The organism is Shinella curvata, assembly GCF_022899935.1.
Lineage (GTDB): Bacteria > Pseudomonadota > Alphaproteobacteria > Rhizobiales > Rhizobiaceae > Shinella > Shinella curvata.
In genome coordinates, this window is the sequence record NZ_JALJCJ010000001.1 from 556,899 (window position 1) to 572,073 (window position 15,175).

At 63.3% G+C, this 15,175-nt stretch carries 15 protein-coding genes; 6 read left to right on the forward strand and 9 right to left on the reverse strand.

All coding sequences use genetic code 11. From position 1 onward, the window contains the following. The first annotated feature begins 286 nt into the window (after positions 1-286). Both MUU55_RS02690 and MUU55_RS02695 read left to right on the forward strand, forming a co-directional pair. Entirely contained in the window at positions 287-1,330 is a 1,044-nt protein-coding gene (locus MUU55_RS02690; RefSeq protein WP_244759218.1) for a LacI family transcriptional regulator, read from the forward strand. A 111-nt stretch (positions 1,331-1,441) separates the two neighbouring features. Further along, positions 1,442-2,695, forward strand: coding sequence for an MFS transporter (locus tag MUU55_RS02695; protein ID WP_244759219.1), 1,254 nt, complete (start codon positions 1,442-1,444; stop codon positions 2,693-2,695). Positions 2,696-2,741: 46 nt separating this feature from the next. On the opposite strand, the gene gndA is transcribed toward MUU55_RS02695, so the two are convergent. The 5 genes from gndA to ccoG all read right to left on the reverse strand — a co-directional run bounded on the left by gndA (position 2,742) and on the right by ccoG (position 8,859). After that, positions 2,742-4,172, reverse strand: coding sequence for an NADP-dependent phosphogluconate dehydrogenase (gndA, locus tag MUU55_RS02700; protein ID WP_244759220.1), 1,431 nt, complete (start codon positions 4,170-4,172; stop codon positions 2,742-2,744). Positions 4,173-4,344: 172 nt separating this feature from the next. Beyond that, positions 4,345-4,500: a cbb3-type cytochrome oxidase assembly protein CcoS gene (gene ccoS, locus MUU55_RS02705; RefSeq protein WP_244759221.1), complete on the reverse strand. Its 156-nt coding sequence runs from the start codon at positions 4,498-4,500 to the stop codon at positions 4,345-4,347. Continuing rightward, complete coding sequence (locus MUU55_RS02710) at positions 4,497-6,791, reverse strand: cation-translocating P-type ATPase (protein ID WP_244759222.1); 2,295 nt, start codon at positions 6,789-6,791, stop codon at positions 4,497-4,499. Before MUU55_RS02710 ends, ccoS begins: the two co-directional genes overlap by 4 nt. Beyond that, positions 6,788-7,288: a FixH family protein gene (locus MUU55_RS02715; protein ID WP_244759223.1), complete on the reverse strand. Its 501-nt coding sequence runs from the start codon at positions 7,286-7,288 to the stop codon at positions 6,788-6,790. Before MUU55_RS02715 ends, MUU55_RS02710 begins: the two co-directional genes overlap by 4 nt. After that, positions 7,288-8,859, reverse strand: a complete 1,572-nt coding sequence (gene ccoG, locus MUU55_RS02720) for a cytochrome c oxidase accessory protein CcoG (RefSeq protein WP_244759224.1) — start codon at positions 8,857-8,859, stop codon at positions 7,288-7,290. The genes MUU55_RS02715 and ccoG overlap by 1 nt, the downstream gene beginning before the upstream one ends. Before the next feature lie 121 nt (positions 8,860-8,980). On the opposite strand from ccoG, the gene MUU55_RS02725 reads away from it, so the two are divergent. The 4 genes from MUU55_RS02725 to MUU55_RS02740 all read left to right on the forward strand — a co-directional run bounded on the left by MUU55_RS02725 (position 8,981) and on the right by MUU55_RS02740 (position 11,424). Then, positions 8,981-9,736, forward strand: coding sequence for an AraC family transcriptional regulator (locus MUU55_RS02725; RefSeq protein WP_244759225.1), 756 nt, complete (start codon positions 8,981-8,983; stop codon positions 9,734-9,736). Positions 9,737-9,799: 63 nt separating this feature from the next. Then, positions 9,800-10,216: an SRPBCC family protein gene (locus tag MUU55_RS02730; RefSeq protein ID WP_244759226.1), complete on the forward strand. Its 417-nt coding sequence runs from the start codon at positions 9,800-9,802 to the stop codon at positions 10,214-10,216. Then, positions 10,213-10,569, forward strand: a complete 357-nt coding sequence (locus MUU55_RS02735; RefSeq protein ID WP_244759227.1) for a VOC family protein — start codon at positions 10,213-10,215, stop codon at positions 10,567-10,569. Before MUU55_RS02730 ends, MUU55_RS02735 begins: the two co-directional genes overlap by 4 nt. A gap of 117 nt (positions 10,570-10,686) precedes the next feature. Beyond that, on the forward strand, positions 10,687-11,424 hold the full coding sequence (locus MUU55_RS02740) for a GGDEF domain-containing protein (RefSeq protein WP_244759228.1): 738 nt from the start codon (positions 10,687-10,689) through the stop codon (positions 11,422-11,424). A gap of 303 nt (positions 11,425-11,727) precedes the next feature. Here MUU55_RS02740 and ccoP read toward each other — a convergent pair whose 3' ends face one another. Genes ccoP through ccoN form a run of 4 tightly spaced genes read right to left on the reverse strand, consistent with a single transcriptional unit; the run spans position 11,728 to position 15,122 of the window. Continuing rightward, entirely contained in the window at positions 11,728-12,591 is an 864-nt protein-coding gene (ccoP, locus tag MUU55_RS02745; protein ID WP_244759229.1) for a cytochrome-c oxidase, cbb3-type subunit III, read from the reverse strand. Between the two features lie 2 nt (positions 12,592-12,593). Continuing rightward, positions 12,594-12,746 carry a cbb3-type cytochrome c oxidase subunit 3 gene (locus MUU55_RS02750; RefSeq protein ID WP_244759230.1) on the reverse strand — a complete coding sequence of 51 codons (153 nt, stop codon included), beginning with the start codon at positions 12,744-12,746 and terminating at the stop codon, positions 12,594-12,596. 10 nt (positions 12,747-12,756) lie between these two features. Then, positions 12,757-13,488 carry a cytochrome-c oxidase, cbb3-type subunit II gene (ccoO, locus tag MUU55_RS02755; RefSeq protein ID WP_244759231.1) on the reverse strand — a complete coding sequence of 244 codons (732 nt, stop codon included), beginning with the start codon at positions 13,486-13,488 and terminating at the stop codon, positions 12,757-12,759. A gap of 11 nt (positions 13,489-13,499) precedes the next feature. Then, a complete protein-coding gene (gene ccoN, locus MUU55_RS02760) occupies positions 13,500-15,122 on the reverse strand; it encodes a cytochrome-c oxidase, cbb3-type subunit I (RefSeq protein WP_244759852.1) in 1,623 nt (540 codons plus the stop codon). Between the last annotated feature and the right edge of the window lie 53 nt (positions 15,123-15,175).

The window sequence follows — 15,175 nt, forward strand, 5'->3', positions numbered from 1 at the left end:
GAAAGCTGCTTTCCAAAAACATGGATATATGAAACTAAAATACTGAATATAAATGATATATTCCGAAGAAAACAGACGAGTCCATGACGCAGATTTCGCGACCGCAAAAATTGCCGGTTTGCGGCGCAATACGCTACCCGAATGAGGGTATCTGCAAATTTCAGGAAATTTCACCTCGACAAAACACCTGTATCGTTACAGATTTGTAGGTAGCTTCTGGAGGGAGTAGCGGCCGGGGTTAAAAGATGTATAACCGGCCGCTCATATGGAGAGGTGCAGGCAGGGGATGGACAACAAGAAGAGCGAGGGCCAGGCGGCAGCGCTTCCGCCCTCCAATGAGCGGCCGACGCTGAAGACGATCGCCTTCATGACCGGCCTTGGCATCACCACCGTCTCCCGCGCCCTGAAAGATGCGTCCGACATCAGCGCCGAGACGAAGGAGCGTGTGCGGCTCGTTGCACGGCAGATCGGCTACCAGCCCAACCGCGCCGGCGTGCGTCTTCGCACCGGCAAGACCAATGTCATCAGCCTGATCCTCAGCCTCGAGGAAGAGATCATGGGCCTGACGAGCCCGATGGTTATCGGCATCTCGGAGATACTCGCCTCGACGCAGTATCATCTGGTCGTGACACCCTACCGCACCCAGGGCAATGCACTCGATCCCGTGCGCTACGTTCTGGAAACGGGCGCCGCCGACGGCGTCATCATCTCGCGCACCGAGCCGAAGGACCCGCGCGTCGCCATGATGATGGAGCGCAACTTTCCCTTTGTGACGCATGGCCGTACGGAGATGGGGCTCGTCCACCCTTATCACGACTTCGACAACGAGCGTTTTGCGTACGAGGCCGTGCGAAAACTCACAGAAATGGGCCGCAAGCGGCTCGTGCTGCTGCAGCCGCCGCCCTATCTGACCTTTTATCTGCACATGCATGGCGGTTTCGAACGCGGCGTTCGCGATTTCGGCGCGACGGCCATTCCGTTCAACACCGTCAATCTCGACAACAATCTCGTCGATATCCGCAAGGCCGCCGAAACACTGTTCAGCGGCCCGGATGCCCCTGACGGTATCGTCGCGGGCAGCGGCGGCGGCGCGGTGGCGCTCATCGCGGCGCTGGAGGCAACCGGCAAAAAGCTCGGCCAGGACGTCGACATGGTGTCCAAGGAACCCCACATGTTCCTGCAATGGCTGCGCCCTGAGGTCGCGACCATGCGCGAGGACATCCGCCTTGCCGGCCGGGAGCTCGCCAAGGCCGTCATCGCCCGCATCGAGGGCATTCCCGCGGAAGAATTGCAGACGCTGAGCTATCCGATCGCGACAGACGAGATCTGATCGCATCGTTTCCGTAGCCATTAATAGCCGTTGCGGATCGCCGGTTTTTCCGGCATCGCAAGGCCGCGGCCTGAATCGCGGAGCATTCGCGACCGGTAACTGGGGATGGCGATGGAATACGAAAAGCAGAGACGGAACTATGCGTTGTTCCTCATCGCGGGCGCAGGGCTCGTGAACATCGCGCGGGCGATGACGCTTTTGTTCCTTGCCGTCAAACTTCAGCAGACCTTCGGCCTCGGGCCGGCGATGATCGGCGCGCTGCTCGGCGTCGGCCCTCTGCTGGGCGCCATCGCGGCACCGTTCGCGGGCTCCCTGTCGGACAAGGTAGGGCGCAAGACCATGCTCACCCTCACCCTGCTTTCCATGGCGCTCGCCATGATCGGCATGGGGATTGCGGAAACCGTTCTCGCCTTCTGCCTGGCGCAGATCACCGCCGCCGTCGCCGCGTCGATCAACGAGCCGATCTCACGCGCGCTGATGAGCGACGTATGCCCGGAACCGGTGCGCCTCAAATATTTTTCCTGGCGCTACGCGGCCATCAATTTCGGCTTTGCCGTCGGCCCGCTGATCGCGATTGCTGCGGGTGCCGCGTCCACGACACTCTTCATCATCGCAGGCAGCGGCTATGCGCTGTTTGCGCTCGCCGTGCATCTGCTCAAGGTTCCGCTGCCGCAGCAAGGCGGCGAGCGGGCCGCAGCACCCCGGATCTCCGTGCTCCAGAACGTCAGGACCGCCACGCGTGATCCGCGCCTTGCCTTCTTCGTCGGCGGCGGCACGCTGCTGGTCGCCGTCTATGGTCAATTGTCGGCGACGCTCGCCCCCTACCTTTCCGCCAACATTCCCGGCGGCGTGGAAATCTTCGCCTATATCATCTCCATCAACGGGGCCGTCGTGCTGTTTGGCAGTCCGTTTTCGCACCGCTTCATCAAGCGCATGGGCGCACTCAACGCGCTCGTGGCCGGCTGTCTGCTGTTCCTTGCCGGCGAACTCGGCTTCCTCTTCTCCAGCGGCCTGTGGGGCCTCGCGTTGTCGATGGCCGTCTTCACCATCGGCGAAATCCTGGTCGTTCCATCGGAATACATGCTGGTCGACGGCATCTCGAACGACCACAATAGGGGCGGCTATTTCGGCGCGCACTCCTTCTCGACCGTCGGCAACTTCGTCGGCCCGACCTTCGGCGGCCTGATGCTCGGCACTTTCGGCGGTCCCGGCATGTTCCTGCTCTACGCGGGCTTTGCCGTTGGAAGCGCCATCCTCTTTACCGTCGGCACACGGATGCCGCCGCCCAAGGCACGGGTGGCGCTTGCGCCCACAGCCGTACCGGAAAGCGCGGCCGGCCCACATCTTCGCGGCCTCTACGCTTGATGCCTCAAAGCAAAAGGCCCGGTCTCTCGACCGGGCCTTTTCATTTTCAAGCGTTGAGGCCGGAGCCCCACGGGCCATGGTGGCTGTCGGCGCCGTCGAGGCGATCGAAGCCGTGCGCACCGAAGAAGTCGCGCTGAGCCTGGATGATGTTCGCCGTGCCGCGGCCGCGGCGGTAGCTGTCGAAATAGCCGAGCGCGGAGGCAAGTGCCGGAACCGGCAGGCCATGCAGGGCGGCGGCGGAGACGACGCGGCGGAGCGCCGCATCCGTGTCCTTGACCATCGTTGCGAAGGCCGGGGTAACGATGAGGTTTGCCGCATCCGGCGCCTTGGTGAAGGCGCTGGTGATCTCGTCGAGGAACTGCGAACGGATGATGCAGCCGGCGCGCCAGATTTTGGCAATCGTCGGCATCGGCAGGTTCCAGTTATATTCCTTCGAGGCGGCGGCCATCACGGCGAAACCCTGCGCATAGGCGCCGATCTTGCCGGCGAGAAGCGCGCTTTCGAGGTCCTTGATGAAGGCGGCCTTGTCGGCGACCTGAAGCACCGGCACATCCGGCAGGCCGAGGATCTTTTCGGCCGCTTCACGCTCGCTCTTGAAAGAGGAGATGGAGCGGGCGGCAACGGCGGCTTCAATGCCGGTTGCCGGCACACCCATGTTCTGGGCCTCAATGGCGGACCACTTGCCCGTACCCTTCTGGCCGGCCTTGTCGAGGATCATGTCGACCATCGGGCCACCGGCGATCGGGTCTTTGGCGGCGAGAACCTTTTCGGTGATCTCGATCAGGTAGGATTCCAGGCGCCCCTTGTTCCACTGGCCGAAGACCTCACCGATCTCGGTGGCGCTCATCTTCAGGCCGTCGCGCAGGATGCCGTAGATTTCGGCAATCATCTGCATGTCGGCATATTCGATGCCATTGTGGATAGTCTTGACGAAATGGCCGGCACCATTTTCACCGAGCCAGGCGACGCACGGATCGTCGTTGTACTTGGCGGAAATCGAAGTCAGCACCTTCTCGACGCGCTTCCAGGAGGCTTCCGTGCCGCCGACCATGATGGACGGGCCGTGGCGCGCGCCTTCTTCACCGCCGGAAACGCCCATGCCGATGAAGGTCAGGCCCGAATCCTTCAGTGCATCGAAACGGCGCATCGTATCGCGGAAATTGGCATTGCCGGCATCGATCATGATGTCGTTGTTTTCGAGATAGGGGCGCAGCAGTTCCATCTGCTGGTCCACGGCCGCACCGGCCTGGATCATGATGATGATCGGACGCGGCGGGCGGATGGCGGCGACGAACTCTTCGATCGTCTCACAGGGCACGATCTGGCCCTTGAGGTCGCCGGCCTCCTCGTAGAATTCCTTGGTGCGCGCGACCGTGCGGTTGAAGACCGCGATCTTGTTGCCTTTCTCGGCAATGTTGAGCGCAAGGTTCGATCCCATAACACCGAGACCGATAAGCCCGATTTCCGCCTGTGCCACGTTCATACCTCCGTAGGATGGCGCGGCGGGGGAAGTTTTCCGGCTCGCTGCCGAAAACGCCGCGCTGAAAAGAGCATTTGGGAGCTGTGCTCCAGCGCTGGTGTTTTGGCATTCAAATCGATTTACGACAAGCAAATGTTTGGTGAAACAGCGTTTTTAGAATGGTTTGAAATCAGCGGCCGGGCCGGTCGTCGCCGTCGTCGAGCACCCGCCAGGCCGCCCCTTCGACATCGTCATACTGGCCGCTCTTCAGCGACCAGAGGAAGGCGCCCAGGCCGAGCGCACCGAGGAAGAGCGCGATGGGGATGAGAAAAATCAGCGTGTTCATGCGGCTTGCACCAGAGGTTTGACCGGACGGGCTTCGTCCGCCGCGCGTGCTGCAAAGGCCGGCAGCCGTCCGCGCAGACGAAGCGAATTGACCACCACGATGATCGACGATGTGGACATGGCGACGGCCGCTATCAGCGGCGTGGCATGGCCGAGAATGGCGATCGGCACGGCGATGACATTGTAGCCGATGGCGAGTGCGAAATTCTGACGGATCAGGTTGCCGGCGCGGCGCGCGGTCTCATAGGCGAAGGGCACGGCTTCGAGGCTTTCATGCAGGAAGACGAAATCGGCGGCCTGCCGGCCGACATCGGCGGCCGTTGCCGGCGCAATCGAGACATGGGCGGCAGCGAGCGCCGGCGCATCGTTGATGCCGTCGCCGACCATCAGCACGCGGTGGCCGCTGGCCGCGCGCTCGGCGACGGCCTCGGTCTTTTCGCGTGGCGAAAGCGCAGCGCGCCAGCGGGCAATGCCGAGCGCCCCGGCGATGCGACCGACGGCTGGCGCGCGGTCGCCCGACAGGATCGCCATATCGATGCCCTCCTGCTTGAGGGCGCCGATCGCCTCGGCGGCTCCGGTGCGCACGGCATCTTCGAAACGGAAGGTTTCCAGCACCGCGCCATCGCGCGACAGCACGACTTCCGAAAGCCCATGCCCCTCCTCGCCTTCCACGGCCTTGCCGGCGGCAAAGGCGCGGTTGCCGAGGCGCAGCAGGCCCTGCGGGGTTTCCGCCTCAAGGCCGCCGCCGGCAACCTCCCTGACCGCATCGATGACCGGTGTCGGGCCATTGACGGCGCCGGCCAAGGCAAGCGAGAGCGGGTGGCGCGAATGAGCGGCAAGGGCGGCGGCGAGCGCGAGATTGGCGCGGTTGAGCTTGTCGCGATCAACGAGGCGTGGCTTGCCGAGCGTCAGCGTGCCGGTCTTGTCGAAAACAGCGGTGTCGATTTCGGCAAGGCGCTCCATGGCCGAACCATCCTTGACCATCACGCCGCCGGCAAAGAGCCGACCAGCCGCCACGACCTGCACGACGGGCACGGCAAGGCCGAGCGCGCAGGGGCAGGTGATGATAAGGACCGCGATGGCGACCAGCATGGCATGTTTCCAGTCGCCGTCATAAAAGCCCCAGCCGAGGAAGGAGACGAGCGCCAGCAGATGCACGGCCGGCGAATAGATTTGCGCGGCGCGGTCGGCGATGCGCCGGTAGCGCGCCCTGCCCCCTTCGGCGGCCTCCATCAGGCCGATGACCTCCGACAGGAAGGAATTGCGCGCGGTGGCGACCGCCTCCACCAGCAGCGAGCCGGTGAGGTTCATCGCGCCGGCCTCCAGCTGCGTACCGGGCTGCGCGGCCAGCGGATCGCTCTCGCCATTGACGATGGAGCGGTCGACATCGCTCGCGCCCGAGAGCACACGGCAATCGACGGGAATACGCTCGCCCGCGGCGATGGAGAGGTGCTCCCCGACCGCGATATCCTCGACGGGGCGATAGTCGCGGCTGCCATCCGGGCGCACGACCATGGCGCCGCGCGGTGAAAGGCGGGCAAGGCCCGTTATGGCCGAGCGGGCGCGATCACGCATGACATGATCGAGCGTGCGGCCGATCAACAGGAAGAATAGCAGGCTGACGGTGGCATCGAACCAGGCATGTTCGGCGCTGTGCAGCGTCTCCCACAGCGAGACGGCATAGGAGAGCGTGATGGCGAGCGCGATCGGCACATCCATATTGGTGCGGCCGTGGCGCAGCGCATTCCAGGCGGACTGGTAGAAGAAGCGGCCGGAATAGATCAGCGTCGGGCCGGCGATGAAGGCGGAAATCCAATGGAAGAGATCGCGCGTCGCATCCTCTGCGCCGGACCATACGGAGACCGACAGCAGCATGATGTTGGTTGCCGCAAAACCGGCGACGGCGACGGCGCGGATCAGCTGGTTGCGCAGGCGGTCGTCGCCTTCCGCGCCGAGCGCGAAGAGATGTGTGTCGTAGCCCGTCGCGGCGATGGCGGCGGCGATGGCCTGCGGATCGGTACGCCGGCCGGCGACCTCTTCCTTCCAGACCACAGAGACGCGGCGGGTCGAGAGATTAACGCGCGCGCTCGCCACTTCCGGCAAGGCCTTCACCGCACCTTCGACAGTCGTGATGCAGGTGCCGCAATGCACGCCGGGCACGCTGAGATCGCTCTGGCGCAGTCCCTCACCGAGCGGGCGGCTGGCCAGCATCAATTCCTCGGACGACGGAAGCGCGTGATTGGCGCGCTCCGCGTCCAGGATGCCTTCCGTACCGGGGGCGCAGCAACTCATTTCACGCCTCCCGCGACAACGGTGCGCACCGTCTGGTGAAAGACCTTCGTGCCGTCGCGCTTCGTGCTGATATCGACGATCCACTGGCCGGGCATGATATCGCGCTCGGCCACGAACAGCCCCGGCGCCTTCGCGGTGAGCGCCAGCGTAAAGTCCTCGCGCTCATCGACCGGGCGCTTGAAAGTCGCGACGATGTCGTCGGCGATGAGGGGTTCACCCTTGGCATCGACGACGTGGTAGGTAACGCGCCCACCCTCGATCACTAGGTCGCCCTCGATACCACTTGCGGCTAAAGCCTTGGCCTCGGCCACCTTGCCGTTGAACTGCTGGCTGGCGACATAGGTGTTCTGCACGACGAGCCCGCTCCAGCTGTGCGAGGCGTTCCAGGCCATGATGAGATTGACGGTGATGATCGTTCCGAAGAACAGCACCATGATGGCGAGCATGTGCCAGCCGGTGAAGACGAAGCCCTGCTGTTGCTTGTTATTGGTGGCCATCATTTTGCTCCCGGCGTGTTGAAATTGGCGGAATAGAGGTCGCGCTCGTGGCCCTGTCGGTCCTCGGCGATGATCTGGAAACCTTCGCCGGCCTCGGCGAGTTTTTCCTTCGGCAGGGTGACGAAGACGCGCAGCGCCGTCACCTTGTCCGGATCGACGGGCACATCGACGCTGCGGCTGTCGGCGCCGTCATGCCCTGATATCTTCATGGTCGCGCCCGGCATGCCTTCGATCGAGACGGTGATGACACGCGGTTCGGGGATCATGTTGAGCAGCTTCACGGCGTAACCGTTGCGGATCGAACCATCCGATTCGACGACGAATTGCGGATTGCGGTCGTGGATGACGTTGAGATCCAGTCGATCTCGCGAAAGCAGTGCGAAAACGAGACCGAGGCCCGCCAGCGACCAGATGCCGAAATACAGCAGCGTGCGAGGGCGGAAGATGATGCGCCAGTCGAAGTGCCGGATCTTGTCATCGAATTTGCCTTCGGCATCGCGCACGCGCTTGGGATCGATTGCCACGCTACCGCCTGCTGTCGCCAGCGCCATGTTGGCCGCGTAGTCCGATAGGGTCGCATAGGCGATCAGGCCACGCTCCTTGCCGATCTTGTCCATGACATTGTCACAGGCATCGATGCAGAGCGCGCAGGTGATGCATTCCATCTGTTGGCCGTCGCGGATGTCGATGCCCATGGGACAGACGACGACGCAGGCGTTGCAATCCACGCAATCGCCGACGCTTTCGCCAGCCGCCACCGCCTTCTTGGCATGGCGGGTGCGCGGTTCGCCGCGCCAGTCGTTGTAGGTGACGACGAGCGAGCTTTCATCCAGCATCGCCGCCTGGATACGCGGCCAGGGGCACATATAGGTGCAGACCTGCTCGCGCATCAGGCCACCGAGCACATAGGTCGTCGCGGTCAGGATGGCGACCGTGATATAGGCGACGGGCGGCGCCTTGAGCGTCACGAAATCGACAAGCAGCGTCGGAGCATCGGCAAAATAGAAAATCCACGCGCCGCCGGTCGCCACTGCGATCACCAGCCAGGTGGCGTGTTTGCTGACCCGCTTCCAGACCTTGTCGAGGGTCCAGGGGCCGGTATCGAGCTTGATGCGGGCATTGCGGTCACCCTCGATGGCGCGCTCGACGACGAGGAAGAGATCGACCCAGACGGTCTGCGGACAGGCATAACCGCACCAGGCCCGGCCGACCGCCGAGGTGACGAGAAAGAGACCGAACCCAGCCATGACGAGCAGGCCCGCGACGAAGAAGAATTCCTGCGGCCATATCTCGATGAAGAAAAAATAAAAGCGCCGGCCGGCGAGATCGACGAGCACGGCCTGATCCGGCGCATGCGGGCCGCGATCCCAGCGGATCCAGGGGGTCAGGTAGTAGATACCGAGCGTGATCAGCATCACCAGCCACTTGAACTGCCGAAAACGGCCCTCCGCGCGCTTGGGAAAGATCTTCTTGCGCTTCTCGTAAAGCGGCTTGCGCACCTTTGCCGAGTTGACGGGCTCCGCGTCGTGGCGTTCGATGGAATTGTAGATCGTGGTGGTATTTTTCTGCATGGGACTCGGCCGCACCTGTCGTTGTGCCACCACAATGACGCCAACGGTCGGCGCTATCGTTGATCTACGTCAAGTTTTGAGCAGGGAACGGCGTGGCGGGTTGCCGCACGGAAGGACGCGAATGACGGGCACGATCCTGGCCAAACGCTATGGCTTTTACCGCGAATTCACGGTCGCCGGTGCCCTTGCCGGCACCGTTCGCTGCGCCTGGCTGCACAGCGCGCCGGCTGAAAACGATGCCACGCGCGTCGCCGTGGTGCCGGATGGCTGCGTCGATCTGCTGTGGACGGAAGCGGGCTTCATGATCGCCGGACCTGACCGCACGGCTGCGTTTCCACCCATGCGCCCCGGCGCGACCATCCTTGGCCTGCGCTTCAAGCCAGGCATTGCGCGCCATCTGCTGCGCTGTGATCTCGATGCCCTCACCGGCAAGGTCGTCGCCTTCGACGATCTGCGGCCGGGTGGTTTCAACGTTCATCATGATCGCCTGCTGGCCGCTGACGGTTCGATGAACAGGCTCCAGCTGCTACAAGGGGTTTTCGCAGCGGAGATGCACGATCTACCGGCGATGCACCACAATGCCGCTGCGTTAGAGGCGATGTGCAAGCGCCCGCCGGCGGAGGGTATTGCCGCCGCTCTTGGCGTAACGGAACGCACCCTGCGGCGCATCAGCACCGCCGAATTCGGCTATGGCCCAAAAACGCTCGCGCGCATCCTGCGGCTTCAAAAGCTGCTCGGGCGGATTGGTGAGCGCGATAGCGTACTTGCCGAACTCGCGGCCGAAACCGGTTTTGCCGACCAGGCCCACATGGGTCGCGACGTGCTTTCCCTGACCAGCCTGACGCCCGGTGAAATTCTGCGGCAGATGCGCAGCTGATTGTCCGTTTCGTTCAAGACTTGTGCGCACGATCGCTTAGGATCGTTTCAACAGGAGACGACAATGACCACCTCGACGGCCCGCATCATCCACCGGACCATTGAGCGCGACTGGCGCGCGGTCTATGCCTTCGCCGCGCTACCGGAAAACATGCCGCTCTGGGCCTCCGGCCTCGCCGCCGGGTTAACTCGCGACGGTGAGGACTGGATTGCCGATGGCGGCCCGATCGGCGATGTGCGCGTGCGGTTTGCGCCGCCGAACAATTTCGGCGTCATCGACCACCGGGTAACGCTACCAGATGGCCTCGTGGTCGACAACGCACTACGCGTCGTGCCGAACGGCGACGGGGCGGAAGTGATGTTCACACTGCTGCGCCAGCCGGATATGGACGATGCGGCCTTCGAGAGGGATGCGGCGCATATCGCCCGCGACCTCGAAACGCTGAAGAGACTGATGGAAGACAAGGAGAGCCCGCGATGAGTGGCAAGGGTGCCGATCGCAAGATCGACTATATCGAATTCAACGTCGCCGACATCGCGAAGAGCAAGGCCTTCTACGGCAGCGCCTTCGGCTGGACCTTCACCGACTACGGCGCGGAATACTGTGAATTCCAGGATGGTCGCCTCACCGGCGGCTTCACGACGCTGGCGCCGGTCTCCGCCAAGGGCGGGCCGCTCGTCATCCTGTTTGCCGATGATCTGGAAGACGCGCTTAGCCGCGTCGAAGAGGCCGGCGGGACGATCGAAAAGCCGATCTTCTCCTTCCCCGGCGGCCGGCGTTTCCAGTTCGCCGACCCCGATGGCTACGAACTCGCGGTCTGGTCCGACCGGTAATTCACCTCCCCTAACGTCAATGTGAGAGCCCTGACGCCTTTTAACGAAGGAATTCAGGCTTTTTCAATCGGACACTCCTATGGCAGGCCTGCGATCAACCGAACGCGGGCCTGTTTCATGTACACAATCATCGGCAAGACATTGGCGGTCGCCGTGCTCTCCATGCTGGCGTCGCTTCTCATCAGCTTCGCCTTCGTGCCCCTGATGGGCGGCAAGGTCGCCGGCGCCGGGCTCGTCATGACGATCGTCTGCCCGATCGTCATCTCCATCCCCGCCTCGCTCGCGCATTTCTATCTCGGCGGAAAACTGCGCTCGGCGAATACGGCGCTTGCGGCCGCGAAGGACGAGCTTGCCGATGCCTATGCCCGTCTGCAGCACCAGGCGCGGCGCGATGCGCTCACCGGCCTGCTCAACCGCGCGACCTTCATGGCGGAGCTGGAGGCGCTGAGCCAGACCGGCACCTATGGCGGCCTGCTGTTCCTCGACGTCGATCACTTCAAGTCGGTCAACGACCGGTTCGGCCATGCGACGGGCGACGAGGCGCTTGGCCTTGTCGGCGCGCTGCTCTCGGATCTCGCACGGGACGGCGATATCGTCGGGCGGCTTGGCGGCGAGGAGTTCGCGATCTTCCTGCATGCCGCATCGCCGGACCGCATGCTCGAGCACTCCCAGATGGTGCGCGAGGCGGTGAAGGCGATCGACCTGTTCTCGCCCTCCAGCCAGCGCATCCCGCTCGCCATCAGCATCGGTGCCTTCCACTGCGCGCCCCGCTTCAACCCCGCCGAGGCACTCGCGGCCTCCGACCGCAATCTCTACCGGGCGAAATCAGCGGGCAGGAACATGGTGGTTGCCTAGCGCCGATCCGGCTTTATCTCCCCTCATCATCCTTCATTTTTCTCTACCCCCTCCACACTCTCCCCGTCATCCTCGGGCTTGACCCGAGGATCCACGCCACAAGCGAGACGGTGCGGATGTATGGATCCTCGGGTCAAGCCCGAGGATGACGACGGAGAGGGTCTGCTTCCAAAAGAGGAAAGGACCTGCCCTATTGCCCTCGAAGTGAGAGACAAGAGAGCGGCAAAAACGAACACCGCCGGAAAACGCAAAAGGCCGCGGTTGCCCGCGGCCTTTCTTAAACTTGCGCCTTGCGACTGCCCCTTACTCGCCCCCACCCAGCGAGTGGACGAAGATGGCCAGCTGCTTGACGGCGGGATCGCCGAGGCGCGGTAGCCAGGCGGGCATGACGCCGTGTTTGGGCGAGCGGACCTGCGCGGCGATGGCCGCTTCCCCCTCGCCCTTCAGCCAGATGGCGTCGGCGAGGTTGGGAGCCCCCATCTCGCGGTTGCCTTTGGCGTCCTCGCCATGGCAGGCCGCGCAATTATCGGCGAAGATCTGCTTGCCAGGCTCGACGAGACCGACATCCGACGGGGTGCCCGTCAGGCTCACGACATAGGCGGCCACCTGCTTGACCTGGTCGGGCTCGAGGATCTCGCCATAGGCCGGCATTTCCGAGACACGGGTCTCGTCGTCGCCGGGATGGCGGATGCCGTGGGCGATGGTCTGGTAGATATCGTCCACCGTGCCACCCCAGACCCAGTCGTCGTCATTGAGGTTGGGGAAGCCGACGAAGCCGGCTGCACCCGAGCCGTGGCACTGCGCACAGTTGACCTTGAACGCCGAGGCGCCGCCCGAGATCGCGAACTGCGAGAGCTGCGGATCGGCCATGATCTCCTGCAGCGACGACTTGGCGATGCGGTCGGTGAACGCCGACTGCGCCTGCTTGGCCTCTGCGAGTTCCGTCGCGATATTGGCACGGCTCGACCAGCCGAGCATGCCCTTGGTCGCATCCGAGATCATCGGCCAGGCCGGAAAGGCAATGGTATAGCCGATCGCCCAGAGGATCGTGGCGTAGAAGGTCCAGACCCACCAGCGGGGCATCGGGTTGTTCAGTTCGCGGATGCCGTCCCATTCGTGGCCGGTGGTTTCGACACCCGAGATTTCGTCGATATGTTTCTCGGCCATGATCAGTCCTCCTTGAGAGGGATTTCAGCGGCCCGTTCGGCGGCCTTGCGGGCGCCGGGGCGGAAGACGAAGGCGACGACGGCCAGGAAGAACAGCGTCATGGCAAGAAGCCCCCAGCTGTCGGCGAAGTGGCGCATGGCGGTATAGGTTTCCATGGCCTCCTCCTCAGCGATAGCCGGCGGCATCGTCATAGGTGGAGAAGTCCACCAGCGTGCCGAGCATCTGCAGATAGGCGACGAGCGCGTCCATTTCGGTGAGCTTCGTCGGATCGCCGTCGAAATCGCCGAGCTTGGCCTTCGGGTAGCGGGCCTCGATGCCTGATGTATCGGCATTCGGATCGGCCTGCGCCTTCATGTCGGCCTCGGCGTTTTCGAGCATCTCGTCCGTATAGGGCACGCCGACGGCGCGATTGGCCGACAGGTGCATCGAGATGTTCTTCACCTCGATGGGCGTCTCCTTGAGGAAGGCGTAGCTCGGCATCACCGATTCCGGCACGACCGAACGCGGCTCGACCAGATGCTGGACGTGCCACTCGTTCGAGTAGCGGTCGCCGACGCGGGCCAAATCCGGCCCCGTGCGCTTCGAGCCCCACTGGAACGGATGGTCGTACATCGACTCCGCCGCCAGCGAGTAGTGCCCGTAGCGCTCCACCTCGTCGCGGAAGGGGCGGATCATCTGGCTATGACAGACGTAGCAGCCTTCGCGGACATAGATATCGCGGCCGGCGAGTTCGAGCGGCGAGTAAGGCCGCATGCCCTCCACCTTCTCGATGGTGTTCTCCAGGTAGAACAGCGGGGCGATCTCGACGATGCCGCCGATGGAGACCACGAGGAGCGAGCCGACGAGAAGGAGCGTGGCGTTGCGTTCGAGGATGGCGTGTTTATCAAGAATGGACATCGTGTCCCCTCCTATTCGGCCGGCTGGAGCGCGGGTGCGGCGCCCGGGATCGGGGCCTCGTCACGCTGGTAGCCGAGGATTGTCATGGTCACGTTGTAGGCCATGATGAGAGCCCCCAGGAGGAACAGCCCGCCGCCGACGGCACGCAGCACGTAGTAGGGGAACATGGCTGCGATCGTTTCGGCGAACGAATAGACCAGGAAGCCCTGTTCGTCGTATTCGCGCCACATCAGGCCCTGCTGGATGCCGGCAACCCACATGACGGCCGCGTAGACGACGATGCCGAGGGTGGCGAGCCAGAAGTGCCAGTTGACCATGCGGATCGAATAGAGCCGCTCTCTCTTCCACAGTTTCGGAACGAGGAAATAGACCGCGCCGAAGGTGATAAGGCCGTTCCAGCCGAGCGCACCCGAGTGAACGTGGCCGATCGTCCAGTCCGTGTAATGGCTGAGCGAGTTGACCGACTTGATCGACATCATCGGACCTTCGAAGGTCGCCATGCCGTAGAAGGCGATGGCCATGACCATCATGCGCACGATCGGGTCGGTACGGATCTTGTCCCAGGCGCCCTGGAGCGTCATCAGGCCGTTGATCATGCCGCCCCACGAGGGCATCCAGAGCATGATCGAGAAGACCATGCCGAGTGTCTGCGCCCAGTCCGGCAGCGCGGTATAGTGCAGATGGTGCGGCCCGGCCCAGATATACATGAAGATCAGGGCCCAGAAGTGGATGATCGACAGGCGGTAGGAGTAGACCGGGCGGTTCACCTGCTTGGGCACGAAATAATACATCATGCCGAGGAAGCCGGCCGTCAGGAAGAAGCCCACAGCATTGTGGCCGTACCACCACTGGGTCAGCGCATCCTGCACGCCCGAGAAGGCCGAATAGCTCTTCACGCCAAGGAACGAGACCGGGACGGCCAGGTTGTTGACGATATGCAGCATGGCGACGGTGACGATGAAGCCGAGATAGAACCAGTTGGCCACATAGATGTGCGGTTCCTTACGGGTCATGATCGTGCCGAGGAAGGCGATCAGATAGGCGACCCAGACGACGGTCAGCCACAGGTCGACATACCATTCCGGCTCGGCATATTCCCTGCCCTGCGTGATGCCGAGCAGATAGCCGGTGGCGGCCATGACGATGAAGAGCTGATAGCCCCAAAACACGAACCAGCCGAGATTGCCGCCGAACAGGCGCGCGCGCGAGGTACGCTGCACGACATAGAACGAGGTGGCGATCAGCGCATTGCCGCCGAAGGCGAAGATGACGGCCGAGGTGTGCAGCGGACGTGTGCGCCCGAAGTTCAGCCAGGGTTCGATGTTGAGATCGGGGAAGGCCAGCTGGGCGGCGATGACGACGCCCACCAGGAAGCCGACGACGCCCCAGAATACCGTCGCGATGACGCCGTACTTGATGACCTCGTCGAAATAACCGTCGCCGTCGTGCGACGGCAATACGGGCGATGCGGGCGCGAACGTGATGTGCCGCACCATGAGAATCGTTGCCCCGAGGAGCACGAAGAAGAGAACCCACATATGGCTCTCGAAGAGCCGGTCATGGGCAAAGGCCGCACCGAGAAGCGCAAGGAACGCTCCTACAGCGAGGATAATCGTTTCGGTCAAGTATTTCACGTTGGCATCCCCCAACTGGTCAAGGTCCCGCATCGACCGGCTCCCACACGGAA

Excerpts from the sequence above, each read along its gene's own strand:
- MUU55_RS02690 (WP_244759218.1), top strand. The coding sequence starts at position 287 with ATGGACAACAAGAAGAGCGAGGGCCAGGCGGCAGCGCTTCCGCCCTCC.
- MUU55_RS02695 (WP_244759219.1), top strand. The coding sequence starts at position 1,442 with ATGGAATACGAAAAGCAGAGACGGAACTATGCGTTGTTCCTCATCGCG.
- ccoS (WP_244759221.1), bottom strand. The coding sequence starts at position 4,500 with ATGAACACGCTGATTTTTCTCATCCCCATCGCGCTCTTCCTCGGTGCG.
- MUU55_RS02710 (WP_244759222.1), bottom strand. The coding sequence starts at position 6,791 with ATGAGTTGCTGCGCCCCCGGTACGGAAGGCATCCTGGACGCGGAGCGC.
- MUU55_RS02715 (WP_244759223.1), bottom strand. The coding sequence starts at position 7,288 with ATGGCCACCAATAACAAGCAACAGCAGGGCTTCGTCTTCACCGGCTGG.
- ccoG (WP_244759224.1), bottom strand. The coding sequence starts at position 8,859 with ATGCAGAAAAATACCACCACGATCTACAATTCCATCGAACGCCACGAC.
- MUU55_RS02725 (WP_244759225.1), top strand. The coding sequence starts at position 8,981 with ATGACGGGCACGATCCTGGCCAAACGCTATGGCTTTTACCGCGAATTC.
- MUU55_RS02730 (WP_244759226.1), top strand. The coding sequence starts at position 9,800 with ATGACCACCTCGACGGCCCGCATCATCCACCGGACCATTGAGCGCGAC.
- MUU55_RS02735 (WP_244759227.1), top strand. The coding sequence starts at position 10,213 with ATGAGTGGCAAGGGTGCCGATCGCAAGATCGACTATATCGAATTCAAC.
- MUU55_RS02740 (WP_244759228.1), top strand. The coding sequence starts at position 10,687 with ATGTACACAATCATCGGCAAGACATTGGCGGTCGCCGTGCTCTCCATG.
- ccoP (WP_244759229.1), bottom strand. The coding sequence starts at position 12,591 with ATGGCCGAGAAACATATCGACGAAATCTCGGGTGTCGAAACCACCGGC.
- MUU55_RS02750 (WP_244759230.1), bottom strand. The coding sequence starts at position 12,746 with ATGGAAACCTATACCGCCATGCGCCACTTCGCCGACAGCTGGGGGCTT.
- ccoO (WP_244759231.1), bottom strand. The coding sequence starts at position 13,488 with ATGTCCATTCTTGATAAACACGCCATCCTCGAACGCAACGCCACGCTC.